At 53.7% G+C, this 26,124-nt stretch carries 19 protein-coding genes, 1 other RNA gene and 2 pseudogenes; 12 read left to right on the top strand and 10 right to left on the bottom strand.

Features of this window, described 5'->3' with window-relative positions; all coding sequences use genetic code 11:
- Window positions 1-4 precede the first annotated feature (4 nt).
- From carB to grpE, 6 genes are all read right to left on the bottom strand, one after another.
- A complete protein-coding gene (gene carB, locus CPH80_RS18115; RefSeq protein WP_096280032.1) occupies window positions 5-3,223 on the bottom strand; it encodes a carbamoyl-phosphate synthase large subunit in 3,219 nt (1,072 codons plus the stop codon).
- A gap of 77 nt (window positions 3,224-3,300) precedes the next feature.
- Window positions 3,301-4,431: a glutamine-hydrolyzing carbamoyl-phosphate synthase small subunit gene (gene carA, locus CPH80_RS18110; RefSeq protein ID WP_172898620.1), complete on the bottom strand. Its 1,131-nt coding sequence runs from the start codon at window positions 4,429-4,431 to the stop codon at window positions 3,301-3,303.
- Between the two features lie 246 nt (window positions 4,432-4,677).
- Entirely contained in the window at window positions 4,678-5,478 is an 801-nt protein-coding gene (gene dapB, locus CPH80_RS18105; protein ID WP_096280029.1) for a 4-hydroxy-tetrahydrodipicolinate reductase, read from the bottom strand.
- A 24-nt stretch (window positions 5,479-5,502) separates the two neighbouring features.
- Entirely contained in the window at window positions 5,503-6,633 is a 1,131-nt protein-coding gene (dnaJ, locus tag CPH80_RS18100; protein ID WP_096280027.1) for a molecular chaperone DnaJ, read from the bottom strand.
- A 77-nt stretch (window positions 6,634-6,710) separates the two neighbouring features.
- Window positions 6,711-8,630: a molecular chaperone DnaK gene (gene dnaK / locus CPH80_RS18095; RefSeq protein ID WP_096280025.1), complete on the bottom strand. Its 1,920-nt coding sequence runs from the start codon at window positions 8,628-8,630 to the stop codon at window positions 6,711-6,713.
- A gap of 103 nt (window positions 8,631-8,733) precedes the next feature.
- Entirely contained in the window at window positions 8,734-9,327 is a 594-nt protein-coding gene (grpE, locus tag CPH80_RS18090; protein ID WP_096280023.1) for a nucleotide exchange factor GrpE, read from the bottom strand.
- A gap of 246 nt (window positions 9,328-9,573) precedes the next feature.
- Here grpE and recN point away from each other — a divergent pair, with 246 nt between their 5' ends.
- Window positions 9,574-11,253, top strand: a complete 1,680-nt coding sequence (recN, locus tag CPH80_RS18085) for a DNA repair protein RecN (RefSeq protein WP_096281766.1) — start codon at window positions 9,574-9,576, stop codon at window positions 11,251-11,253.
- Window positions 11,254-11,351: 98 nt separating this feature from the next.
- On the opposite strand, the gene fur is transcribed toward recN, so the two are convergent.
- Window positions 11,352-11,762 carry a ferric iron uptake transcriptional regulator gene (gene fur, locus CPH80_RS18080; RefSeq protein ID WP_096280021.1) on the bottom strand — a complete coding sequence of 137 codons (411 nt, stop codon included), beginning with the start codon at window positions 11,760-11,762 and terminating at the stop codon, window positions 11,352-11,354.
- A gap of 122 nt (window positions 11,763-11,884) precedes the next feature.
- Here fur and CPH80_RS18075 point away from each other — a divergent pair, with 122 nt between their 5' ends.
- Window positions 11,885-12,211 (top strand): outer membrane protein assembly factor BamE, encoded by a 327-nt coding sequence (locus tag CPH80_RS18075; RefSeq protein ID WP_096280019.1) that lies wholly within the window; start codon window positions 11,885-11,887, stop codon window positions 12,209-12,211.
- Here the strand turns inward: CPH80_RS18075 and CPH80_RS18070 are convergent.
- From CPH80_RS18070 to CPH80_RS18060, 3 genes are all read right to left on the bottom strand, one after another.
- Window positions 12,205-12,498, bottom strand: coding sequence for an RnfH family protein (locus CPH80_RS18070; protein WP_096280017.1), 294 nt, complete (start codon window positions 12,496-12,498; stop codon window positions 12,205-12,207). The two genes, CPH80_RS18075 and CPH80_RS18070, sit on opposite strands and share 7 nt — an antisense overlap.
- Entirely contained in the window at window positions 12,498-12,941 is a 444-nt protein-coding gene (locus tag CPH80_RS18065; RefSeq protein ID WP_096280015.1) for a type II toxin-antitoxin system RatA family toxin, read from the bottom strand. The genes CPH80_RS18070 and CPH80_RS18065 overlap by 1 nt, the downstream gene beginning before the upstream one ends.
- A 74-nt stretch (window positions 12,942-13,015) precedes the next feature.
- Complete coding sequence (locus CPH80_RS18060) at window positions 13,016-14,596, bottom strand: sodium-dependent transporter (protein WP_096280013.1); 1,581 nt, start codon at window positions 14,594-14,596, stop codon at window positions 13,016-13,018.
- A gap of 2 nt (window positions 14,597-14,598) precedes the next feature.
- On the opposite strand from CPH80_RS18060, the gene CPH80_RS21745 reads away from it, so the two are divergent.
- The 10 genes and pseudogenes from CPH80_RS21745 to CPH80_RS18015 all read left to right on the top strand — a co-directional run bounded on the left by CPH80_RS21745 (window position 14,599) and on the right by CPH80_RS18015 (window position 25,948).
- Window positions 14,599-14,772 carry a hypothetical protein gene (locus CPH80_RS21745; RefSeq protein ID WP_157746919.1) on the top strand — a complete coding sequence of 58 codons (174 nt, stop codon included), beginning with the start codon at window positions 14,599-14,601 and terminating at the stop codon, window positions 14,770-14,772.
- Between the two features lie 3 nt (window positions 14,773-14,775).
- A complete protein-coding gene (gene smpB, locus CPH80_RS18055; protein WP_096280011.1) occupies window positions 14,776-15,255 on the top strand; it encodes an SsrA-binding protein SmpB in 480 nt (159 codons plus the stop codon).
- Between the two features lie 150 nt (window positions 15,256-15,405).
- Window positions 15,406-15,585, top strand: a pseudogene (locus CPH80_RS18050) (WS/DGAT domain-containing protein); the annotation flags it as partial.
- Window positions 15,586-15,707: 122 nt separating this feature from the next.
- Window positions 15,708-16,079: a transfer-messenger RNA gene (gene ssrA, locus CPH80_RS18045) on the top strand.
- Window positions 16,080-16,283: 204 nt separating this feature from the next.
- Window positions 16,284-18,017 (top strand): type I restriction-modification system subunit M, encoded by a 1,734-nt coding sequence (locus CPH80_RS18040; RefSeq protein WP_096280009.1) that lies wholly within the window; start codon window positions 16,284-16,286, stop codon window positions 18,015-18,017.
- Complete coding sequence (locus CPH80_RS18035) at window positions 18,007-19,488, top strand: restriction endonuclease subunit S (protein ID WP_096280007.1); 1,482 nt, start codon at window positions 18,007-18,009, stop codon at window positions 19,486-19,488. Before CPH80_RS18040 ends, CPH80_RS18035 begins: the two co-directional genes overlap by 11 nt.
- A complete protein-coding gene (locus tag CPH80_RS18030; protein ID WP_096280005.1) occupies window positions 19,481-20,683 on the top strand; it encodes a DUF4268 domain-containing protein in 1,203 nt (400 codons plus the stop codon). Before CPH80_RS18035 ends, CPH80_RS18030 begins: the two co-directional genes overlap by 8 nt.
- Window positions 20,684-20,736: 53 nt before the next feature.
- Window positions 20,737-22,836 (top strand): RNA-binding domain-containing protein, encoded by a 2,100-nt coding sequence (locus tag CPH80_RS18025; protein WP_096280003.1) that lies wholly within the window; start codon window positions 20,737-20,739, stop codon window positions 22,834-22,836.
- A 22-nt stretch (window positions 22,837-22,858) separates the two neighbouring features.
- Window positions 22,859-25,612: pseudogene (locus CPH80_RS23420) on the top strand (type I restriction endonuclease subunit R).
- Between the two features lie 36 nt (window positions 25,613-25,648).
- Window positions 25,649-25,948 (top strand): hypothetical protein, encoded by a 300-nt coding sequence (locus tag CPH80_RS18015; protein ID WP_096280001.1) that lies wholly within the window; start codon window positions 25,649-25,651, stop codon window positions 25,946-25,948.
- The last annotated feature ends 176 nt before the right edge of the window (window positions 25,949-26,124 follow it).

Below are 26,124 nucleotides of genomic sequence, written 5' to 3'. Positions count from 1 at the left end.
AGTCTTACTTCCCTGCGTGAAGGTCTTGCAAGCGGCGTACTGTACGCTCCGGGCCAAACTTAATGGCCCGACAGAAGGCTTCGCCGCCCGCCAGTGTTGTTGTGTAGGCTACTTTGGTCTGCAGAGCTGATTGGCGAATCTGCGCCGAATCCGACACTGCTTTGCGACCCTCAGTGGTGTTAATAATGAGCTGAACCTGGCTATTCTTGATGGCGTCTACAATGTGTGGCCGCCCCTCGCCCACTTTATTCACCCGCTCCACTTCGATACCCGCCTCCCGGAGGGCTTTCGCGGTGCCGGTGGTAGCAACAAGCTTAAAGCCAATCTCAATCAAATCTCGTGCAATCTGAATCGCACCTGCCTTATCGACATCGCGAACCGACATAAACGCAGTACCTTCAGAGGGCAGACGCTCTCCGATGGCCAGCGACGCCTTGGCAAAAGCTTCATCGAAGCTGTCACCAAGACCCATAACTTCACCCGTAGACTTCATTTCTGGACCCAAAATCGGGTCGACAGACGGGAACTTGTTGAACGGGAAAACAGACTCTTTTACGGCGTAGTAGCTGGGCACTATTTCTTTGGTGAAGCCCTGCTCTGCCAGAGATGTGCCAGCCATTACCCGGGCTGCGACCTTAGCCAAAGATACGCCAATGGCTTTTGAAACAAACGGCACGGTTCTCGAAGCCCTTGGGTTAACCTCGATCACGTAAATCTCATCATCCTGCCAAGCCAGCTGCACGTTCATCAGGCCAACAACTTCCAGCTCGATGGCCATCTTTCTTACGGCCTCACGCATGGCGTCTTGAACCTCGGCCGGCAGAGTGTATGGCGGCAAGGAGCATGCAGAGTCACCAGAGTGAATGCCAGCTTGCTCAATGTGCTGCATGATGCCGCCGATGACAACATCTTTACCATCACAGATGGCATCAATATCTACTTCAATGGCTGCGTTGAGGAAGTGGTCCAACAATACCGGGCTGTCGTTGGAAACCAGCACGGCGCTCCGCATGTAGCGCGCCAGTTCGTCCTCGGCATAAACAATTTCCATGGCACGGCCACCCAACACATAAGACGGGCGCACCACCAGCGGATAACCGATCTTGCGGGCAGCCAAAATGCCTTCTTCATGGCTGCGCACAGTGGCGTTTTCCGGCTGTTTCAGGCCGAGGCGAGTAATCATCTGCTGGAAGCGCTCGCGGTCTTCCGCGCGGTCAATGGCGTCTGGGCTGGTACCAATAATCGGTACGCCAGCCGCCTCTAGACCACGGGCCAGTTTCAGCGGGGTTTGGCCACCGTACTGAACAATCACGCCTTTGGGCTTCTCGACGTTGATGATTTCCAGCACGTCTTCAAGCGTAATAGGCTCAAAGTACAACCGGTCAGAAGTGTCGTAATCGGTCGATACCGTCTCGGGGTTACAGTTGATCATGATGGTTTCGTAGCCATCTTCACGCATGGCGAGTGCTGCGTGCACACAGCAATAATCAAACTCAATGCCCTGGCCAATGCGGTTAGGGCCACCGCCAATAACCACGATTTTCTCGCGGTCGCTGGGATCCGCTTCGCACTCTTCCTCATAGGTGGAGTACATATAAGCTGTATCTGAGGCAAACTCGGCTGCACAGGTATCTACCCGCTTGTAAACCGGACGGATATTCAGATCGTGCCGCAGCTTACGTAGGCTGATCTCGGTAAGGCCCAACAGCTTGGCCAAGCGAGCATCGGAGAAGCCTTTGCGCTTGAGGCGGAACATGGTGGCATGATCGATATCGGCTTTACCGGCGGACTTCAGAGCCTGCTCCTCACGGATAAGGTCTTCGATTTGTACCAAGTACCAAGGATCCACGTTGGTGTACTCAAACACCTCATCCACGCTAAGCCCGGCACGGAACGCATCACCGATATACCAGATGCGGTCGGCACCAGGAACGCTAAGTTCGCGGGTGAGCGTTTCACGGGAGATCTCGGAGGTGAATTCTTCAAGCTGCTCATCAAAGCCGTCAGAGCCCACTTCCAGACCCCGAAGAGCCTTCTGCAGAGATTCTTGGAAGGTCCGGCCAATAGCCATAACTTCGCCCACAGACTTCATCTGTGTTGTTAGGCGGGCATCGGCCTGAGGAAATTTCTCGAAGGTAAACCGTGGAATCTTGGTAACCACATAGTCGATGCTAGGCTCGAACGATATGGGCGTTACGCCACCAGTTATCTCGTTGCGCAGCTCATCGAGGGTGTACCCCACGGCCAGCTTGGCGGCGACCCTGGCAATCGGGAAGCCCGTCGCCTTGGAGGCCAGTGCCGACGAGCGCGAAACCCGCGGATTCATCTCGATGACGACCATGCGGCCGGTATCTGGGTGGATACCGAACTGTACGTTGGAGCCGCCTGTTTCCACACCAATTTCACGCAGCACTGCCAGTGAGGCATCCCGCATGATCTGATATTCTTTATCGGTTAGCGTCTGAGCTGGCGCGACCGTGATGGAATCCCCCGTGTGTACGCCCATGGCGTCGAAGTTCTCGATGGCGCACACGATAATGCAGTTGTCCGCTTTGTCGCGAACCACTTCCATCTCATACTCTTTCCAGCCAATCAGCGACTCATCAATGAGCAGCTCTTTCGTGGGGGAAAGATCAAGACCGCGGGCACAAATTTCTTCAAACTCCTCCCGGTTGTACGCAATACCGCCGCCAGAACCGCCCAGGGTAAACGAAGGGCGAATAATGCACGGAAAGCCAATGTCTTCAGCGACTCTCTTGGCCTCTTCCATGCTGCTTGCAATGGAGGCACGGGGGCACTCAAGCCCAATGTCTTTCATCGCTTGATCAAACCGCCGGCGATCTTCCGCTTTGTCGATGGTATCGGCATTGGCGCCGATCATTTCCACCCCATGCTCAGCCAGAACACCGTGCTTTTCCAGATCCAACGCGCAGTTCAGTGCAGTCTGTCCACCCATGGTCGGCAGCAACGCATCGGGCTTTTCTTTCTCAATGATTTTAGCGACGGTCTGCCAGGTAATCGGCTCGATATAAGTGGCATCTGCCATCACGGGGTCGGTCATGATGGTGGCCGGGTTCGAATTAACCAGAATGACCCGGTAACCTTCTTCACGCAGGGCTTTGCAGGCTTGAGCGCCGGAGTAGTCAAATTCGCACGCCTGCCCGATCACAATCGGGCCTGCGCCCAGAATCAGGATGCTTTTAATATCGGTCCGTTTTGGCATGTCTTGGTTAACCTGTCAGCAACATTTAAATTCTTGCAGCGCAAAGAACGCGGCGCGTGTCCGTCCGAAAGCCGGAGTTATTTCGCCCGAACTTCCATCAAACGGATAAATTCATCAAATAAAGGCGCTACATCACTTGGGCCCGGGCTAGCCTCGGGGTGCCCCTGAAAGCTGAACGCTGGTTTGTCGGTGCGGCGAACACCCTGCAACGTGCCATCGAACAGAGACTTATGGGTAACTTCCAGCACATCCGGCAGGGACGCTTCATCCACTGCAAAACCATGGTTCTGGCTGGTAATCATAACCGTGCCGTTGGAAAGGCGCTGAACCGGATGATTGGCGCCATGATGGCCGTGGTTCATTTTCATGCTTTTCGCACCGCTGGCGAGCGCCAATAGCTGGTGACCCAAACAGATACCAAACAAGGGGACCTCGGCTTCCAACACTTCCTGTATCGCCTTGATTGCGTAATCACAGGGCTCGGGATCACCCGGGCCGTTAGATAGGAATATGCCATCTGGATTCATTGCCAGCACTTCTGAAGCCGGGGTTTGCGCAGGCACAACGGTAATGTCGCAGCCTCGGGATGCGAGCATACGCAGTATGTTGAATTTAACACCGTAGTCCCATGCCACAACCTTAAACTTGGTTTCGCCGCCCTCAGCGTAGCCTTCGCCAAGTGTCCACTCACCTTGGGTCCAGTTATACATTTTGTCGCAGGTGACTTCCTTGGCCAAATCCATGCCTTGAAGCCCCGGAAATGCCTTAGCCAACTCAAGCGCACGTTCAGCAGTAGCGTTAGCGCCCGCCACAATAGCGCCGCTCTGCGAACCTCTATCTCGAAGGATGCGTGTGAGGCGCCGGGTATCGATATCGGCAAGCCCGACAATGTTGTTGTTTCGCAGGTACTCGTCCAGCGATCCTGTGCTGCGCCAGTTACTCGCCATCAAAGGCAGGTCGCGGATGATCAGGCCGGCGGCCTGTATGCGATCTGACTCAACATCTTCTTCGTTCACACCTGTGTTACCGATATGCGGGTAAGTCAGGGTAACCAGTTGGCGGGCGTAGGATGGATCTGTCAGTATTTCCTGGTAGCCTGTCATGGCGGTGTTGAACACCACTTCACCACTGGTTTCGCCGTCAGCGCCAATGGCGGTGCCGTAGAACAGGCTTCCGTCTGCGAGTGCAAGGATTGCGGGTGTGCTCAAGGCTTGTATCCTCATCGGGTGGCGTATTGATTCGTCACGTGCAGGAACGCAAGCGCAAATTCAGGTCGCAAAAAAGCGAGAGGGAGTAAAAACTCCGTCCCGCTTTTTGTTATCCGGGAACTTTTTTGTTCCCTGAGCTTTTCAAAGCCTACGCTTGGTGCAGTTAAACCGCCTTATTGTATGAAATATGCGGTTTTGTGTCTATGTATAATCGTGCATGCCTCTGATACCGACAATGCCTGAAACCTATTTCAGTGACAGGACATCCTGCATATCGTACAAGCCGGCAGGCTTATCCTTCAGCCAGAGCGCTGCGCGCATGGCGCCTTTGGCGAAGGTCATGCGACTGCTTGCCTTGTGAGTTATCTCTATACGCTCGCCTTCCGTCGCAAAAAGCACAGTGTGATCGCCCACCACGTCACCGGCACGAATGGTCTCGAAACCGATTTCCTTGCGGGTGCGCTCGCCAGTAAAGCCTTCGCGACCATAAACCGCACACTCTTTAAGATCGCGGCCGAGCGCATCGGCAACCACTTCGCCCATGCGCAGAGCCGTGCCAGATGGCGCGTCTTTTTTGTGGCGATGGTGGGCTTCGATGATTTCGACATCGTAATCGTCGCCCAGTGCCGCTGCAGCTTTACTCAGCAGGTTGAGAACCACGTTAACACCTACGCTCATATTGGGCGCAAACACCACTTGGGTAGATTCTGCAGCAAGGGCCAGCTGCTGCTTTTCGGCATCGGACAGGCCGGTGGTACCGATGACGAGCATTTTGCCATTGGCTTTGCAGAACTCGGCGTTTTCAAGGGTTAGATCCGGGAAAGTGAAGTCGACGAGCACATCGAAATCATCTTTCACATCAGCCAGAGTGCCCGCCATTTTGACACCGGTTTTACCAATGCTGCTCAGTTCGCCAGCATCGGCTCCGATAAGACTGCTGCCCGGCTCGACCACCGCAGCACCAAGCTCCAGCCCTTCGGTGCCGTCAACTGCCTCAATCAGAACCTTACCCATGCGCCCGGCGGCGCCGATGATTGCTACCCTCATGGCCTATTCCTTATATGAGGCGGATCAAAATTTCATTTCGTCGAAGAAGCTCTTAACACCTTCAAACCAGGATGTTTTCTTCGGCGCGTGGTTTGTACCGCTGTTGTTATCGAGGGTTGCCTGAAATTCCGCGAGCAGCTCTTTCTGGCGTTTGGTCAAGCTGACCGGAGTCTCCACAATCACGCGGCACAGGAGGTCACCAGAAGGGCCTCCGCGAACCGGGCTAACACCTTTGTTGCGCATCCGGAAGAGCTTGCCAGTCTGGGTTTCAGGCGGAATCCTCAGCTTCACGCGACCGTCCAGTGTCGGCACCTCTAGCTCGCCACCAAGAGTGGCATCAACAATACTGATGGGCACTTCGCAATAAAGGTTGCGGCCATCGCGGGTGAAAATTGAGTGCTCCCGCACTGACATCTGCACGTATAGATCGCCAGAGGGGCCGCCCTCTACACCCATCTCACCTTCGCCGGAAAGCCGAATGCGGTCGCCGGTATCAACGCCTGGTGGCACTTTAACGGAGAGGGTCTTTTCTTCCCGCACTCTGCCCTGGCCTTGGCAGGCCCTACAGGGGTTTTTGATAATCTGGCCGGATCCACGGCATGTGGGACAAGCCTGCTGCACCGCAAAGAAACCCTGCTGCATGCGAACCTGGCCCATACCTTTACAGGTTCCGCAGGTTTCAGGACGAGAACCTTTTTCAGCACCACTGCCGTCACACGTGTCACATTCCCGATGCCCAGGAATGGTAATCTCAACGGTTCTTCCTTTTACGGCCTCTTCAAGATCCAGCTCCAGGGTGTAGCGTAGATCCGAGCCGCGGGTGCTTCGGCCACCGCGACCACCACCACCAAAAATATCGCCAAACACGTCGCCAAAGATATCGGAGAAGTTGCCTCCGCCGCCGCCACCAAATCCGCCACCGGCCTGGCCATCCACTCCGGCATGACCGAACTGATCGTAGGCCGCTCGCTTAGACTCGTCTGCCAATACTTCGTAAGCTGCGCTGGCTTCTTTGAACTTGTTCTCGGCGTCTGCATCTTCTGGGTTACGGTCGGGATGGTACTTCATCGCAAGCTTTCGGTACGCCCGCTTAACTTCTTTCTCGTCCGCGTCCCGGGAAACTCCGAGAATGTCGTAATAATCGCGCTTGGCCATGCTTTAAAACCCTGTTATTTAAACGAGGAAAACGCGGAGCAGCTCCGCGTTTTCCAACTACCTGATGTGCGTCAGAATTACTTCTTTTCGTCGTCTTTAACTTCTTCGAACTCGGCATCCACTGCATCGTCAGCAGACTGGGCTTCTTCCTGCCCACCAGCTTGCTCTGCCTGGCCTTCCTCTTCTGCGTACATCTTCTGAGCCAGCTCTGAAGAAGCCTCGGTCAGCTTCTGAGTCTTGGCTTCAATGTCGTCCTTATCGGAGCCAGTCAGTGCTTCTTCCAGCTCACTTATAGACGCTTCAATAGATTCTTTCTCGCTCTCACTGACCTTGTCGGCAGCTTCTTTAAGGGTCTTGCGCACAGTGTGAACCATGGCGTCGCCCTGGTTGCGAACCTGAACCAGCTCTTCAAACTTGCGATCTTCGTCGGCGTTTGCCTCAGCATCCTGAACCATCTTCTCGATTTCATCGTCGTTCAGGCCGGAAGAGGCCTTGATCACGATGGACTGCTCTTTGCCGGTAGCCTTGTCTTTCGCAGACACGTTCAGAATACCGTTAGCATCGATATCGAAGGTTACTTCGATTTGTGGCACACCGCGCGAAGCGGGCGGAATGTCGGCCAAGTCAAAACGACCCAGGGACTTGTTCTGCGTCGCCTGCTTGCGCTCACCCTGAACAACGTGAATGGTGACTGCCGTCTGGTTGTCGTCTGCAGTAGAAAAGGTCTGCGACTTCTTGGTCGGAATCGTCGTGTTCTTGTCGATTACCGGTGTGGCAACGCCACCCATGGTTTCGATACCCAAGGTCAGCGGAGTCACGTCCAGAAGCAGTACATCTTTTACATCACCAGAAAGTACGGCCGCCTGAATCGCAGCGCCCATGGCAACAGCTTCGTCCGGGTTCACGTCTTTACGGGCTTCTTTGCCAAAGAACTCTTTCACTTTTTCCTGAACCATCGGCATACGGGTCTGCCCACCAACCAGGATTACCTCGTCGATTTCTTCAATCTTCAGACCAGAATCCTTCAGGGCAACCTTACAAGGCTCAAGGCTGCGCTGAACCAGATCTTCAACCAGCGACTCAAGCTTTGCGCGGGTCAACTTGACGTTCATGTGCTTGGGGCCGCTGGCATCTGCTGTGATGTACGGCAGATTAACGTCGGTCTGCTGGCTGCTAGAAAGCTCAATTTTGGCTTTCTCACCGGCTTCTTTCAGACGTTGCATGGCCAGAGAGTCACCGCGCAGATCGATACCGCTGTCCTTCTTGAACTGATCGGCCAAGAATTCGATGATTTTCATATCGAAATCTTCACCACCCAAGAAGGTGTCGCCGTTGGTCGCCAGCACTTCGAATTGGTGCTCGCCGTCCACATCCGCAATTTCGATGATGGAAAGGTCGAAGGTACCGCCACCCAGGTCGTATACCGCTATGGTGCGATCGCCGCCTTTCTTGTCCATGCCATAAGCCAAGGCTGCAGCAGTCGGCTCGTTGATGATGCGCTTTACTTCCAGGCCGGCAATTCTGCCCGCATCTTTGGTGGCTTGGCGCTGACTGTCGTTGAAGTAAGCCGGCACGGTAATAACCGCTTCGGTCACTTTCTCGCCCAGATAATCTTCCGCAGTCTTCTTCATCTTTTTCAGAATTTCTGCAGACACCTGCGGTGGCGCCATTTTCTCGCCTTTCACCTCTACCCAAGCATCGCCGTTATCTGCGCCAGCGATCTTATAGGGAACCATTTTAATGTCTTTCTGCACAACGTCATCTTTAAAGCGACGACCGATCAGGCGCTTAATAGCGTAGATCGTGTTCTCAGGGTTGGTAACCGCCTGACGCTTGGCTGATTGGCCAACCAGTATTTCGCCATCATCGGTGTAAGCGATGATGGACGGGGTGGTGCGATCACCCTCTGCGTTTTCAATAACCCGGACTTTGTCCCCATCCATGATGGCAACACACGAGTTAGTCGTTCCAAGGTCGATACCGATAATCTTGCTCATTGATTCGCTCCCGTTCTTCTGAATACTGTTCTTAATAGTTGTCCGGAGATATTTAGTCCGGCTGATTCTGTTTAATGGCTATATTGGCGCTTTCGCTGATTTTTCAAGCCTGCTCATCAATTTTTGGTGCACCTTGAGCCTTCGCGACCATTACCATTGCCGGCCGTACCACTCTCCCGTTCAGCAGATAGCCTTTCTGTACCACCGCCACCACACTGTTCGGCTCAGCATTCGGGGCTGGCACCATAGACATGGCCTCGTGCTGCTGGGGGTCGAATGGCTCACCCAGCGGGCTCAGCGGCTCGACGTTAAATTTCTTGAGGCTCGACACAAACAGGCCGAGCGTCATCTCCACACCCTGGCGGATAGAAGCCACCAACTCACCAGCGCTTTCCTGGCCTTCGGTGCTTTCAACCGCCTTCTCAAGACTGTCTGCTACAGGGAGCAATTCTTTGACGAATTTTTCCAACGCAAACTTATGCGCCTTCTCAACATCCATCTCTGCCCGGCGACGCACATTCTGCATCTCCGCTTGGTATCGCAACATCTGCTCCTGGGCGTCCTGCAGCTGTGCTTTTAGCGCATCCAGCTCGGAAACTTCCTCTTCCTGCTCGCCCGGCTGCACTTCCTCTGCGGCCGCCGCAGCGGCATCTTTCAATTCATCTACCTGTTCATTGCGGTTTTCATCGGTGCTCATGACTACTCCTGCCAGATCTTCGGTGGCCGGCTAAAACGCGACCAATTGAACATAGGCTCCGGCCACCCAGAGCCGGAAGAACGTTATTGCGAACCGTTATGGGGTTGGCAGCTCAAGTTTCAACCATCAAAGCCTGCATTCCTGAAGAAAATCCCGCCAATATGTTTGCAAACCTGAAAAACCCTGTATATATTCACAGGAACTGTATGAACGAACAGTACATTTTGAATGGCGGAGGGTTTCTGCATGCTCACACAGCTCACAGTTTCGAACTACGCAATCGCCGAAAGGGTCGAATTGCACTTCAGTAAGGGCATGACAGCTCTCACGGGCGAAACGGGTGCGGGCAAGTCCATCGTGCTGGATGCCCTGGGGCTGGCCATGGGCGGACGCGCCGATGCAGGTGCTGTTCGCCACGGCGCCAAACGCGCAGACATCACCGCAACGTTTGATGTTTCCGGTATTGCGGAAGCACTGCAATGGCTAGAAAACCACGAACTAGATGACGACAGCGACTGCATTCTGCGCCGAGTTATCAGTAAAGATGGGCGTTCACGGGCCTACATTAATGGTCAGCCCTGCCCCCTTGCCCACCTGAAAGATCTGGGCGGGCTACTGATGGATATTCACAGCCAGCATCAACACCAGTCGCTGCTACGCAAAGAAACCCACCGCAAACTGATCGATGAGTTTGCTAGCGCCGAAGAGCTCGCCGGCGAGACCCGTGAGGCGTGGAAGGCCTGGAATCAAATCCGTACAAAACTGATCGAACGCCAACAAAACGCAGAAGAGTCGGAAGCCAAGCTGCAACTATTGCGCTACCAAGTAGAAGAGCTTGACCGCCTGGCGCTTGAAGCCGGCGAACAGGAACAACTTGAAAAAGAACAAGCACAACTGAGCCAGGCCGATGCAATTCTTCACAGCAGCCATCACGCCGCGCTGCTGTGCACTGAAGACGAAACCAATGCCGCAGGACTGCTGCGACAAGCGTTGCAGCAACTGGAGCAACTTCCGGTTGAAGTACCCGCGCTGGCCGACACTATCCAGATGCTGAGGGAAGCCCAGATTCAGATCAGCGAAGCGGGCGATAACCTTCGCCATTTTGTGGATGACTATGAAGCAGACCCAGCACGCCTGACAGAAGTTGAAGAAAGACTGAGTGCCATTTACCAGATGGCGCGCAAGCACCGCATCAACCCGGAGGAACTAACAGAGTTTCATAAACGGCAAAACGCTGAGCTGGCAGAGCTAGATGGCGGCGAAGGTAGCCTTGAAAAACTTGAAGAGGAGCTGGAAAGCCAGCGCAAAGGCTTTGATGAGCTAGCCACCAAGCTTTCCGAAACCCGAGCCAAAGCGGCAGTGGAATTAGATCAGCGCATTGCCGGCGAACTGGCCCACCTGAGCATGCCGGCGGTTCAGTTTGTTACCCATCTGAATCGCAACGCCAAGGACGAACCGGCACCACACGGGCTGGAAGACATCGAATTTTTGGTAAGCGCTAACCCCGGGCAGCCAGCAAGACCTCTTGCCAAAGTCGCTTCCGGCGGCGAACTGTCGCGAATCAGCCTGGCAATTCAGGTAGTGGTCGCGCAGACATCCACAACCCCCACCCTGATATTTGACGAAGTAGATGTCGGCATAGGCGGTGGTACCGCCGAGGTAGTTGGCAAACTACTGCGCTCGCTGGGAGACAATGGCCAGGTTATCTGCGTGACCCACTTGCCACAGGTTGCCGCTCAATGTCATCAGCACCTTTTTGTCAGTAAATTCACCCAGCAGGACGCGACTTTCTCAAAAATCGAATCCCTAGATGACCAAGGAAGAATCGGTGAAGTTGCAAGAATGCTGGGCGGCGTGGATATGACCGAACATACCATCGCCCACGCTACAGAAATGTTTTCCAAAGGACAGGCGACCCACCACTGATCTGATAGTGGTAACCACTTCCCCCTCTCGACCCTGAGAGCTATTGGGGCAGGCTTAGCAGCCTGCCCCTTTTTTATTCAGCTGCTCACTCTAAGGGCTTACGACTTGATAGGCTTAACGTAGAGAATCAAGCTGTGCTCGACAATTTCGTAGCCGTGTTCTTTGGCTATTATTTGCTGACGCTCCTCAATCACATCGTCAACAAACTCGATTACCTGCCCTGTCTGGGTACAAACCATGTGATCATGGTGATCTTCGCCCGCCATTTCGAATACAGCGTGGCCGCCTTCAAAATTATGGCGCAACACTAGACCCGCGGTCTCAAATTGGGTCAACACCCGGTACACGGTGGCCAGCCCCACATCATCGTTCTGATCCAGGAGTCTTTTGTAAAGATCCTCTGCACTGAGATGATGATCCTTGGCATTTTCCAGGATATTGAAGATTTTCACTCTTGGCAGAGTTACTTTGAGACCGACTTTTCTTAATTCGGCGTTTTCAGATGACATGTTACTATTCACTCTTTGGTGTGCCTCACGGCTTCCGGTATGATGAAGCCGCCTTTTAACGGTTAACCCGTGCCACACCTGCCCTTGGCAGGCGATTTCAAGATAGAGGATTTCCTCCGGCGATGCAAAAGCTCACAGCTCTCATTCTCACTCTGGTTCTATCCGGTTGTGCTTTCCCGGGCGTTTACAAGATCAACGTCCAGCAAGGCAATATTGTTACCGATGAAGAGTTGACCAAACTCAACGAAGGCATGCCTCGCAGCCAGGTTCAGGCGCTACTCGGTAGCCCTTTGATGCTGAACCCAGTTGACGATTCTCGCGAATACTACGTTTATACGTTTCAGCGCCGCGGTGGCGATATCAAAGAGCAACGCATCATCGTGCACTACAACGACGACCTTTACTCCCACTACGAAGCACAGCTTCTGGAAGAAACGCCCGCTTACTGATCCGATTCGGATTTCTTTTTGGCCCGATTTAGGCGCGCCTGCTTCGGGTCAACCTGGAGTGGGCGATACAGCTCTACCCGATCGCCATCGCGCAATTCATGATCAGCGGGACGTTTAATAATCTTGCCAAATATCCCCATATCGATCGAATCCGCATCGATCTCCGGGAAAATCGCAGCGATACCTGACAACTTAACTGCTTCAATTGCCGCTGTACCTTCCGGCACCTGCACAGGAACGATTTCCTGCTTGTCTGGCCGAGCGTAAGCCACCTCAACCAGCGGCATCAGGCACCTCCCGTGTAGATATCATCAGCACGACGGCAAAATGCATCTACCATGGTGGTGGCCGCCTGATTGAACACAGGCCCGAAGGTCATACGCGAAAAAGTGCCTGAGAACTCAAACTCCAAGGTAAGGATGACCTTGCACGCATTTTCGTCCAGCGCCTTGAAGTGCCAACGCCCAGTAAGGGTTCGAAACGGCCCATCTACCAGGCTCATCTCAATAGCATCTGGCATCAGCAGCTGGTTGCGGGTGGTAAGCGTGTGGCGCACGCCTCCCTTGGCTATTTCCAGCGAAGCCATAATCTGCTTCGGATCCTGCTGGTGAATCTTCGCACTCGCGCACCAAGGAAGGAACTCGGGATAACGGGCAATGTCATTGACTAGGTGAAACATGCGCTCGGCAGAGTGCATAACAAGGGCTGTTTTATCAATCTGATGGGCCATCTGAACCGGTTGTCCTGCTTACAAACATGCTTTAAGACAGACTGCAGGTTTTTGAAGCACACACATGCCTGCAATCAAACACTATGATAAAGGATATCGTCGTCTTTAGGGGCATCTTCAGGGGGCGATGGCTGCTCACTCGCAGGCGCCTGATCCGCCGGGAGCAACTCTCCTGACTCGTCATCTCTCGCTTCGGAAGAGGCGTCGCCCTCCTCCTGCAAAACCCTGCTCGGCGCTGGCTCGCACCAGAATGCCTCGCTGCCGCTGTCGCACAGATTTACCAAAGAGGCTGCGGTGTAATGAATACCGATGTAGACAACAACCAAAGGCAGCACTAGGCGCATAACCCAGAACCAAATTGTACTAAAGAGCTTGGGCGCCGCCCCGACCATCGTTTTAGAGAGGTTGCGCGTGAGGCACCAGCCAATAAATATCGCGATTAGAATCGCCACCAAGGGAATCATCAACCCACCGGTTACCAATTCCATCCACCTAAAAACCGTTGCGCCACCTACGCGATATTCAGCCCACACATTGAACGACAACAGAGACGCCAAGCCAGCGAGCCAAACCACCAAGCCCATCAAAAATACCGAGAGTCCACGAGGCGCTCCCGTCCACTCACGAAACCAACCCACAACCGGCTCCAATAATGCCAGTGCGGTGGCCCACACAATCATGACCACCATGACAAAGGTCGTCGCGATAACAAACTGGCTCGCGGGGAGCTCGGCAAGCGCGAGAGGAAGCGAAACGAATAACAAACTGAACCCACGCTCGCCGTCAAACACGCCACCTTCCATTGCCATGGAAAAAATCATCAACCCGGCCAAAATCGCGACCAGCGTATCCATCAGCACAACTGCGAGAATGGACCGTTTAAGCTGCGTGTCCGGTGTGGTGTACGCGCCCAGAACGGCCCACACACCCATACCCAAACCCAAAGTAAAAAATGCATGAAACAGTGCCGCCCTCAGGCTTGCCCATGAAAGATCCTGAGGGTGCATCTCAAGAATCTGACTGACAGCTCCGTCAATTCGACCGTACCAAGCCGTAAGCCCAAAAAGTGCTAGCAGGAGTACCAAGGTGCCCGGCACGACAATTCTAAACGCCCGCTCAAGACCGCCGACCACGCCTTGCCCAGACACCCACAGCACCATGGCCAAAAAGAAAGCATGCCAGCCCATGAACACACGGAACTCTCTCGGGTCAGAAACTAACCCTGCAAGAATTTCGGTGGCTTCCGCCTGACCCGCACCGGAAAACCGACCCATCGCACCGAAGAACACATAGGCCAGCGCAATGGCCCCAAATACCGCGGTAAACGACAGCACCAATAAAGCACCCAGTATGCTGAGCCGGCCCACAGCCATCCAAGCTCTTGAACTTTTTGCGCTGCGAATCAAACCATCCATTGCCAATATAATGCCATGGCGGGCATAACGGCCAATAGCGGCCTCGGTAACCATTAAGGGCAAAGTGACCAATAAAAGACAGGCGAGATACAGCAGAATAAACAGCCCGCCACCGTGCAGACTTGCCAAATAAGGAAACTGCCACAGGTTAGCCAGCCCAACAGTTGCGCCCACTGCAGCCCAGAAAAAGGTTGATTTATGGGTAAACGACCCGATAGATGTCTGGTACGGCGTCGGCATTTTTGCCCCTGAAAAGTGTCGAAGTCGATATTGTAGCCGAAGGACTCCTTCACGCACGAGCCAGGCACGCCATTGAAGGCCATTTCGTGACCAGTCTGGCACTACTGAGCTACAATGCCCGTTTTGCCGACCCGCACCCGGTCGGCCCGTTCATTCGTCCGAACTCGGATAACTGATTCATGAGCAAGAAAAAACCCGGTACGCCTAGCGGTACCATCGCCCTCAACAAGAAGGCGAAGCACGAATACCATATAGAGGAACGCTTCGAAGCGGGAATGGTCTTGCTTGGCTGGGAAGTAAAATCGCTGCGGGCCGGCAAAGCCCAGATAACCGAAGCCTATGTATTGCTGAAGGACGGTGAAGCTTTCCTGCTGGGCGGGCACTTTCAGCCCCTTACCCAAGCATCCACCCACGTTATTGCCGACCCCACCCGCACCCGAAAGCTGCTGCTGCACGCCAAAGAACTGGCCAAGCTGATCGGGGAAACCAGCCAGGCCGGCCAAACCTGCGTGCCCCTGGCGCTGTATTGGAAAAAGAACAAAGTGAAGTGCGAAATCGCCTTGGTGAAAGGCAAGAAGCTGTTCGACAAGCGCGCCACCGAGAAAGAACGGGATTGGGATCGCCAGAAACAGCGCATTCTGCGTGTCGCCAACAACTGACCGGTGCACCGCTCAGGGAGGGTTTATGTCACCAAATCAATCACCAATGTCCGCTGTCGACCGCGCTTGGCTGCGAATGGAAACCCCGCAAAACCCCATGATGATCTGCGGGGTATGGGCCCTAGAGAGCGGCGTTTCCATGAACCGTTTCAGGAGAACATGAACCAACTGAAACGATCTTATCAGGCCCAGGTCACCTACAGCCTTCTTGATATCCTCGGTCGCGGCCCGGATATTCTTGAGCGGCGGGCTCTCGACCTGCTCAGCAACAAAGCGTCTGCTGTACTGACCAACGTGCCAGGACCGAAAGAGCCACTTTATCTGGCGGGCAGACACGAGAGCATAAAGCGCCAGGCAATCTGAGAAACAGAGGGGCTTACAAGCCTGCCTGTGCAAAACAGCAACAAAGAAGCCTTGAAGTCGAGCGACCCGCCCACATATACTGTGAGTAAGGGGACGACATGGCTTCGACGCTGGTGGCGAACCCTTGGGTGCATGTCGAGAGGGCAGCCAATCTCGTTAATCCAAAGCTGCAATGCAATAGTCGCAAACGATAACGACTACTCCGTACAACTAGCAGCGTAAGCTGCTTTGTACCGTCCTGACTGGGTCGCCCGTAGCCCAGAGCTACATCTCAGGACGTCATCGCTTACGGGATGCTCCGTTGTCCAGAGTTCACTGGCTAACGGCTAAGATCTAAAGAACTCGCCTTTTGCACCCTGGCCTTTGGGTCGCTCGAGGTTAAATCAATAAAAGGACATAAACATGTAGATCTCAAGGCATAGTACTGGCGGACGCGGGTTCAATTCCCGCCGTCTCCACCAACCACGAGAGAAAAGCCCCTGATTTCAGGGGCTTTTTTCGTTATAAAACACCACTCTTGAGTGGTCGCATTGCACCATACATACCCTTCCTCTAAGCTCCCTAACTAACTGTTTTCGAACTTTACCCACCGCGGCGACAAAGTTTGTCGCGTCGTTGCGTGCCCTGATCAAAACTTTAGTAACGAGATACCCAAGAGGGAAACAATGCACAACACGGAACAGCAATTCCTCAAAGCCCTGGACGACAAACTCTGGAAAGCCGCTGACAAGCTCCGTGCCAACCTAGACGCAGCCAACTACAAGCACGTAGTTTTGGGCCTGATCTTCCTCAAGTACGTGTCTGACTCCTTCGAGGAGCGCCAGGAAGAGTTGCTAGCGTTGTTCAAGACCGACAGCGACGACAACATCTACTACATGCCCCGAGAAGACTTCGACGGCGACGAGGAATACCAGCAGGCGCTGATTGAAGAGTTGGAAGTGTTAGATTACTACCGTGAAGCCAACGTGTTCTGGGTACCCAAACCCGCCCGCTGGAACACCCTGAAAGAAAAAGCCGTGCTCCCCGTAGGCACTGTTCTCTGGCAAGACGATGTTGGCAATGATGTAAAACTGCGTTCCGTCTCCTGGCTGATCGACAACGCCCTGGAAGACATCGAAAAGAGCAACACCAAGCTCAAAGGCATTCTTAACCGAATCAGCCAGTACCAGCTGGAAAACGACAAGCTGCTGGGCCTGATCAACACCTTCTCTGACACCTCCTTCACCAAACCGATTTTTGAAGGCGAAAAGCTGGAGCTGCAAAGCAAAGACATCCTCGGCCATGTGTACGAATACTTTTTAGGCCAGTTCGCCCTGGCTGAAGGCAAGCAGGGCGGCCAGTATTACACGCCAAAAAGCATCGTCACCCTGATTGTTGAAATGTTGCAGCCCTATTCCGGCCGCGTGTACGACCCGGCTATGGGCTCGGGCGGATTTTTCGTTTCCAGCGACAAGTTCATTGAAGAACACGCCAGCGAGCAGCACTACGATGCTGCCGAACAGAAAAAGCACATTTCCGTATACGGGCAGGAGTCCAACCCCACTACCTGGAAGCTGGCCGCCATGAACATGGCCATACGGGGCATCGACTTCAACTTCGGCAAGAAAAACGCCGACACCTTTCTGGACGATCAACACCCAGACCTGCGCGCCGATTTTGTGATGGCCAACCCGCCCTTCAACATCAAAGACTGGTGGAACGAATCGCTGGCGGAAGATACCCGCTGGAAATACGGCACGCCACCCAAGGGCAACGCCAACTTCGGCTGGATGCAACACATGCTACACCACCTGGCACCCACCGGCAGCATGGCTCTGTTGCTGGCCAACGGCTCAATGAGTTCCAACACCAATAACGAAGGTGAAATCCGCAAGCGCCTGATAGAAGAAGACCTGGTGGAATGCATGGTCGCCCTGCCCGGCCAACTGTTCACCAACACCCAGATCCCGGCCTGCATCTGGTTCCTGACCAAGAATAAAGCTCCCCTCTCCCCCAGCGGGAGAGGGGTTGGGGGAGAGGGGGAAAAACGCAACCGCCAGAAAGAGCTGCTATTCATCGACGCCCGCAACCTCGGCTTTATGCGTGACCGGGTACTGCGGGACTTCACCGTTGATGACATCGCCAAAATCGCCGACACCTTCCACGCCTGGCAGCAGGGTGAAGGCTACGAGGATATGGCGGGCTTCTGCAAATCCGCCAGCCTGGAAGAGATCAAAAAGCACGACTTTGTGCTGACACCGGGGCGGTATGTGGGTGCCCGAGAGCAAGAAGACGATGGCGAGCCCTTTGCTGAGAAGATGACCCGTTTAAACGGGCAGCTGCGGCAGCAGTTTGCGGAGAGCGACCGGCTGGAAGCCGAGATTAAGCGAAATATTGGGGGGCTAGGGTATGAGCTCTGAATGGAGAGAGTATTCGCTTCTAGACATATATGACGTTACCAATGGCTTGAATAAGGGCAGAAAGGAGTTCGGTTTCGGCTATCCTTTCCTTACCTTCAAAGAAGTGTTTTATAACTACTTCGTTCCAGAAGAGCTCACTAGCTTAGCAAATACAAATACGAAAGAACGACACAAATGCTCCGTTCGGACTGGCGACGTTTTCATTACTCGAACCAGCGAAACTTTTGACGAGCTTGGCATGAGCTGTGTGGCAACTAAAGACTACCCTGACGCGTCATTTAATGGGTTTTGCAAACGTCTAAGACCGAACGGATCGGTAGAAATCGACGCTAGATATTCGGCCTTTTTCTTTAACAGCCCAGGGTTTCGGCAACAAGTTCTGAGTCTTGCCAACATGTCAACGCGAGCAAGCCTCAATAATGACATGCTAAAAAGCCTGACCGTCAAATTGCCACCGCTAGACGTTCAACAAGGTATCGCGAAAGTTCTGGCCGATTTGCACGACAAAATCCAACTCAACCACCATCTCAACCAAACCCTCGAAGAAATAGCTCAAGCCATCTTCAAAAGCTGGTTTGTCGATTTCGAGCCGGTCAAAGCTAAGATCGCCGCACTGGACGCCGGCGGCAGCGAAGAAGACGCCCTGCTCGCCGCCATGCAGGTCATTACCGGTGACGCGCAGGAATGCGCCAATGCCAAAGAAGGCAGTGCGCCTGGGGCGGCCACCGGAGGCAAGCTGGCCCGCCTCCAGGCCGAACAGCCCGAGCAATACGCCGAACTTCGCGCCACCGCCGAGCTGTTTCCGTCGGCTATGCAGCATAGTGAGTTGGGTGAGATTCCGGAGGGGTGGAGTGTTGCCCCAATATCTGATTTTGGGAAAGTTGTATGTGGCAAAACTCCATCAAAACAGAAGCCAGAGTTCTATGGCAGCGATATCCCGTTCATCAAGATTCCCGATATGCATGGAAACATGTTCGCCACTAAAACTGGCGACCACCTGAGCTCTAAAGGTGCGGCCTCTCAATCAAAAAAAGCGATTTCGAAAGGAAGTATTTGTGTTAGCTGCATAGCAACAGTGGGGCAAGTGGTAATTGCAACCGAAGAGAGTCATACAAATCAGCAAATTAACAGCATCGTCCCTCTTGAGGAATACTACACACCTTATCTGTATTTTCGGATGGGATCACTTTACAAAGATCTCCACGATTTGGCCAGTGGAGGGAGCGCCACACTGAACCTGAACACTGGCAGCTTCTCCCGAATACAGATATTGATGCCTTCAGAAGAACTTCTCGATAGCTACGGCAAATATTCATCTGTTTTATTGGGCGGTATTCTTAATAACGTGAAGGAAGCGCAGACTTTAGGCACTTTAAGGGACAACCTTTTGCCCAAACTCCTTTCCGGTGCGCTCTCAGCATCAGAAGCTGAATCTGAGTTAGCTGAAATCGAGGAAGCAGCCAATGTTTAAAATCGATGCAGCCGCCAACCGCATAAAACCACTGGAAGTAAAACGTTTCACCGACCTCGGCTTTACCGAACGCAAACATCTACAAGAGTGGCTGGAAAACTACCCCCAAGCGCTATCTCCGGGCGAAGGTGACGAGCTACTGATCATCCAGAAAGAATTCGACGGTTTCGATGACACCCGCGAGCGGCTTGATCTACTTGCCATCGATAAAGACGGCAACCTGGTCATCATCGAAAACAAACTCGATGACAGCGGCCGGGATGTAGTGTGGCAAGCACTCAAATACGCCAGTTACTGCGCCAACCTGAAAAAGCAGCAAGTGGTTGAGATTTTTCAGCGCTACCTTAACCAAAAAGCGCAGTTGGAAGGCGCAGAGCCCGCCAATGCTGAGAAAGTTCTGTTGGAATTTCTGCAAGCGGATGATTTACAGTCCGTGCAGCTGAACACCCTGAAAAGCCAGCGTCTGATTCTGGTGGCCGCCCACTATCGTAAGGAAGTCACCAACACCGTGCTATGGCTTAGCCAGTTCGGCGTTATTTGCCAGTGTTTCAAGGTAACGCCCTACCAGGCCGGCGCAGAATTATTCTTAAACGTGGAGCAGATAATCCCCACGCCAGAAGCGGCAGACTTCATGATCGGCATGATGGCTAAAGAAGCCGAAGAAAAGAGTGCCAGCCACGAGCAGCTTAATAGCCACCGACTGCGGCTGGCCTTCTGGGAGCAAGCACTGGATGCATTCAGTCACAGTAGCTGTAGCCTCTATAACAACATCAGCCCGAACAAAGACCACTGGCTATCGGCTGGCTCCGGGCTATCTGCAATGGTATTTAACCTAATCTTCAGCAAAAACGAAGTGCGGGTGGAGTTCTACATGTCACGTTCGCAAGCTGAAGTAAATCAGTTCGCATTTGATCGGTTGGAAAACCAGAAGGCACACATCGAAACAAAATTTGGCGCCGCGCTTACCTGGCAGCCACTGCCTAATCGAAAAGCCTGCCGAATCGTCTTTGCCAAACCGGTCAACGGCTACGACAAGGCGAACTGGCCAGAAATGATCCAATGGCTGGTGGAGCATATGGTACAACTGGAGCAAGCCCTTAGCGGCCCGCTGGAGAAGATTCGGCATCAGTTGAAAAACACTGATCTGAGCGGTGGACAAACTGACCAGGACACGGAACTGCTAAGCGATTCTTAGGAGTTCGCCAAAATGGTAGCCGCCATAAAGGAAATTACCGCCGAGCCATTTATATGAACAAAACGCTGACTCCGGAAAACATAATCGACTGGCTCTCTGACCTTACAGAGTCTGCCGAACTTGAATGCAAACTTGCAGGCGGCCGAGATGGCAAAGGCGCCCTACCCAAAGATTTCTGGGAGACCTACAGTGCGTTTGCCAATACCCATGGTGGCCTGGTGGTGCTAGGCCTCAGGGAGAAACCCAGGGGGCGCTTCAATATTGAAGGCGTGCAGCAAACGGAAAAGGTGATAACGGATCTGTTCAATACCCTGAACAACCCCAGCAAAGTCAGCGCGAACCTGCTTCAGGATTCAGACGTTGAGGTACTGAATGTAGAAGGGCAATCGATTATTAAGATTTCCGTGCCGCAAGCCTCACGAAAGCAAAAACCTGTTTATCTGGGAAGCACGCCGTTCAATCGGAACACCTTCCGCCGGCTGCATGAAGGCGACCGGGCTTGCGACGATGAAGCCGTAAAACGAATGTTGGCGGAGCAGGTCGAAGACGATCGCGACAGCAAGCTCCTTACAGGTTTTGGCTGGAACGACATCGACAAGCAGAGCCTTAGCGTTTACCGGCAGATGCTGAAAGACACCAAACCAGGGCATCCGTTCCTTGATCACGATGATTTCGGGCTATTAAAGAAACTGCACGGATGGCGTAAAGATCGTCAGACCGGAGAGGAAGGCCTGACACTTGCCGGCGTGCTGATGTTTGGAACATGGGATGCCATCCAAGAAGCGGCACCGCACTACTTTGTGGACTATCAGGAGCGCCCGGAAGCAAAAACAGAGTTGCGCTGGGTTGACCGCCTTGTGCCCGACGGCACCTGGTCCGGAAACCTTTTTGACTTCTACCGCATTGTTTACCGCAAACTAACCAACCCAGACACCCTGAAAGTCCCTTTCCGCCTGAAGTCTGGCCAAAGGCGAGATGACACCCCTATTCACGAGGCCATTCGGGAAGCACTGGTAAATACACTGGTGCATGCAGACTTCTCGGGGCGGGTATCGGTACTGGTGGTGAAGCGCCCAGACATGCTCGGTTTCCGGAACCCGGGCGACATGCGAATTCCGTTGGACAGAGCAGTCAAGGGCGGCGAATCAGATTGCCGCAACCGGATTATGCACCAGATGTTCCTGATGATCGGGCTGGGTGAGCGAGCCGGCTCCGGCATACCCAAAATTTACAGTGGCTGGAATTGGCGCCATTGGCGTCGCCCAGCTCTTTATGAGATCGACGAACCCCCGCAAACGCTGCTGGAGCTGAGAATGCTGGAGCTGATGCCGGAGGAAATTCAACAGCAGCTCGAAGACCGATTTGGCGAGTCTTACAGAACTCTCCCAAGGCTGGAGCGTCTGATTCTTGCCACTGCAGCCACCGAGCAAGTGGTATCACACGGCCGTATTTCGGAAATCACCACCGATCACTCTCACGACGTCACCTTGGCGCTGCAATCGCTAGTTAAGCAGTCAATGTTCGAAACCAACGGCCGTGGCCGAGGTGCGGTTTACCATCTCCCGGGAGCGGGCATACCCACCCCAGAACAAGTATTCGGGGTGCCCATAGGTTCAGACCAGGACGCAGTCGTAGATTTATCAGCCAGCGACACCAGCTACTCCGGCGATAAGGCAGCTTACTCCGGCGACAAGCAAAGCTACTCCGGTGATAAGCAGACCTACTCCGGCGATAAGAGCTTTAGGGTGGATAACAGAGTTGCCTTCTCCGGCGATAGCGAATTGGCTACAGATCACCGTGATCAATTCGGGCGATTGATTTCACCCGCATTGAAGGCGCCGGCCATCCATGATCTGGAGAACCTTGCACCAGACTTCTACGCAAGGCTCAAATCGGTCGCAGAGCCGTCCGCCACCAGTAAACGCCTGGACCCGGAAACCATGCGTGCAACTATTTTGCAGCTCTGCGTTGGGCATTACGTAACCCGATCCTGCCTTGCTGAACTCCTGAACCGGACGGCTGATACGCTGCGACACCAGTATTTGGGTACGATGATAGATGACAAGTCACTGACGCTGGCGTTTCCACAAACGCCGAATGACAAGCGGCAAGCCTACATTACGACAAGCTCCTTGCAGGAAATCCAAAGGTAAGAAACCGAGAAGGTAGTACGGTATGACTGAAGATCAGCTGGAACAACAATGCCTGGCGTGGTTTGCTGTGGGTGGCTGGGAAGTTGCCCACGGGCCTGATCTCGCACCGGATGGCCCGTCACCGGAGCGGGCCGATTACCGACAAGTATTGTTGCTGGCTGATCTTGAGGCGGCCATCCGCCGCATTAACCCTCACTTGCCCCAGAGCGCCGTGGAGCAAGCGGTGGATGTGGTGCGCAAACCGCAAAGCCTGGATGTGGCGATCAGCAACCGCGCCTTCCATCGACTGTTGTTGGATGGCGTACCGGTTGAATACAAGCTGCCCAGAGCGTCCAATAGTGAGCCCGACAGGGTGGTTCACGATCAGGCGTTTCTGGTGGACTTCGGCGACGTGACCGCCAACCGCTTTCGCGCCATCAACCAGTTCACCCTCGAAGGCTCCAAACAGCTTCGCCGGCCCGATATTATTTGCTTCATTAACGGCCTACCGCTGGCGGTGCTGGAGCTAAAAAGCCCCGGTGCTGAGAATGTCGATATTTGGGATGCCTTCAACCAGATTCAGACCTACAAAGACGAAGTCACCGACCTGTTCGCCTACAACGAAGCCGCTATCATTAGTGACGGCTACCTTGCCCGCGTGGGCTCGCTCACCGCCAGCCAAGAGCGTTACATGCCCTGGCGCACCATCAAGGACGAAGACGACAAGCCGCTATTAGAATGGCAGCTGGAAACCATGGTGCGCGGCTTTTTCAACCGTGCGCTGTTCCTGGATTACATCCGTTACTTTGTAATTTTCGAAACCGATGCCGAAAAACTAATCAAGAAGATTGCCGGCTACCACCAATTCCATGCCGTGCGTGAAGCAGTGCGGGCCACGGTGGTTGCCGCCCAGGATATGAGTGGCGGTGGCATCGGCGAAAAACGCGCCACTTACGGTGACGAAGTAGTGCCCGGTAGCAAGAAAGCCGGTGTGGTATGGCATACCTAGGGTTCTGGCAAAAGCATTTCTATGTGCTGTTACGCCGGCAAGCTGCTGCAACAGCCAGAAATGAACAATCCCACCTTGGTTGTGGTCACTGACCGCAACGACCTTGACGGCCAGCTTTTTGCCACCTTCAGCGCCGCCAAAGAACTGCTTAAACAGGAACCGGTGCAGGCAGAAGACCGGGATACATTACGCCAACTGCTGGCGGAACGAGAATCCGGCGGGATCATCTTCACCACGGTGCAAAAGTTTGCTTTGCTGAATGACGAAAGCGGCCACCCTATTTTGAACGATCGCCATAACATCGTGGTGATCTCAGACGAGGCCCACCGCAGTCAGTACGGCCTGAAAGCGACACTCAAGAAAGACGGCACCTACAAGTTCGGCTACGCCCGCCACATGCGCGATGCCTTGCCTAATGCGTCATTCATCGGCTTTACTGGCACCCCTATCGAAAACGAAGACAAGGACACCCGCGCCGTATTCGGCGATTACGTGTCCATCTACGATATTCAGGATGCGGTCGACGATGGCGCAACCGTGCCTATCTACTATGAATCACGCCTGGCCAAACTCGACATCAACCACGAAGCCATCGAGGCGCTGTCTGACCAGGTAGAGGAAGTGGTAGAAGACGATGAGGACGTTGGCAGCCGGGAGAAAACCAAGGGCGAATGGAGCCGGTTGGAAAAACTGGTGGGCGCCGGCCCGCGCTTGGAACAGGTAGCGGAAGATCTGGTCAAGCACTTCGAAACCCGCAACAGCACCATCGACGGCAAGGCCATGATTGTCGCCATGAGCCGCGAGATTGCTGCGCACCTGTATAACGAGCTCGTCGCCCTGCGCCCGGAGTGGCACGACGATGACCCGGAGAAAGGCGCTATCAAAGTTGTGATGACCGGCTCAAGCTGGTGATCGTGCGGGATATGTGGCTGACCGGTTTCGATGCGCCCTGCTGCCACACCATGTATGTGGACAAGCCCATGAAGGGCCACAATTTGATGCAGGCCATTGCCCGGGTAAACCGTGTGTTCAAAGACAAACCCGGCGGCCTGGTGGTGGACTACATCGGCATTGCCAACGAGCTCAAGCTGGCCCTGAAAACCTACACCGATGCCAACTACATTCTGGGCCTAGAAGACGGTAAGAAGCGCTTTCTGGATACCGTGCTGGCCATGAATAAGGCGTTCTCCCTTTGCGCCACGTTGGATGAAGCCCAGGCGCTGCAAAAAGAAGTGGCCTTCCTGTCCCAGGTGAAAACCGCGATTACCAAATTCACCAGCGTGGACAAGAAGCTAACAGAGGAAGACAAAAAATCTGCTCTGAAGCAGATCCTGGATAACGCGCTGATAGGCGGGGGCGTAACCGACGTGTTCGCCCTATGTGGCTTGGACAGACCCAATATCGGCCTGCTCTCCGAAGAATTTTTGGAAGACGTTAGGCAAATGCCCTACAAGAACTTCGCCGTGGAGCTGCTAGAAAAGCTGTTGAAGGACGACATCAAAGCCAAAACCCGCAACAACGTGGTGCAGGAGAAGAAATACGCCGACCGCCTGCAAGAGACGCTCCGCAAGTACAACAACCGTGGCATTGAAACGGCACAGGTGATCGAGGAGCTGATCGCCATGGCCAAGCAGTTCCAAGCAGAAATGGAACGGGATGCTGCCCTTGGCCTGAACCCCGACGAAGTGGCTTTCTACGATGCCCTGGCCAGCAACGAAAGCGCCGGCAGCGATTGCATTGATTATGGAACAAGCGGAAGCGTTATCCAATCACTGGACGCACCGTTAACTTGGCCACAATAACTACTAAAGAAGGATACAAAGCATGGAAGATCCAAAGATCTATCTGGTTCGCAGCCCTGCCAAGCTGATTAGTGAAAATCAGGCTGGCCACGGCTGGTCACAGATCAATTTTTCTGAGGCTTCAAGCGTTGAAGAACTTCTGGGACTGTTTTCTGATAAAGGTATCGACCCGGGCCGAAGACGCAAACAAATAAAAAGGTTCTTCTCAATTTCCAAGGGAGATATCGTGGTCGTTCCACTCCATGGCGCTGTAGCTTTGGGTTACGCCACTGGTACCCGCTCTTATGCCAAAGGCGTTAGTTTTGGGGAAAACCGCTATTAGTCATCTACTATATCGGGGGCTTGCCAAGCAACGATAAAAAACATGACCTGTTAACGTAACTCATTATCCCTGATACCAAAATTTACAAAGTTTTAGATGCTAAGCCTTTAACATTGACCCTGCTAAAGGTATAACCCGCATACACCATTCCTATCATTTTGAAGGCAGTAGCAATA

It is taken from the genome of Marinobacter sp. LV10R510-11A (assembly GCF_900215155.1).
Taxonomy (GTDB): domain Bacteria; phylum Pseudomonadota; class Gammaproteobacteria; order Pseudomonadales; family Oleiphilaceae; genus Marinobacter.
Note: the sequence above shows the minus strand (reverse complement) of the source record. Positions and strands in the feature narration are given on the sequence as shown.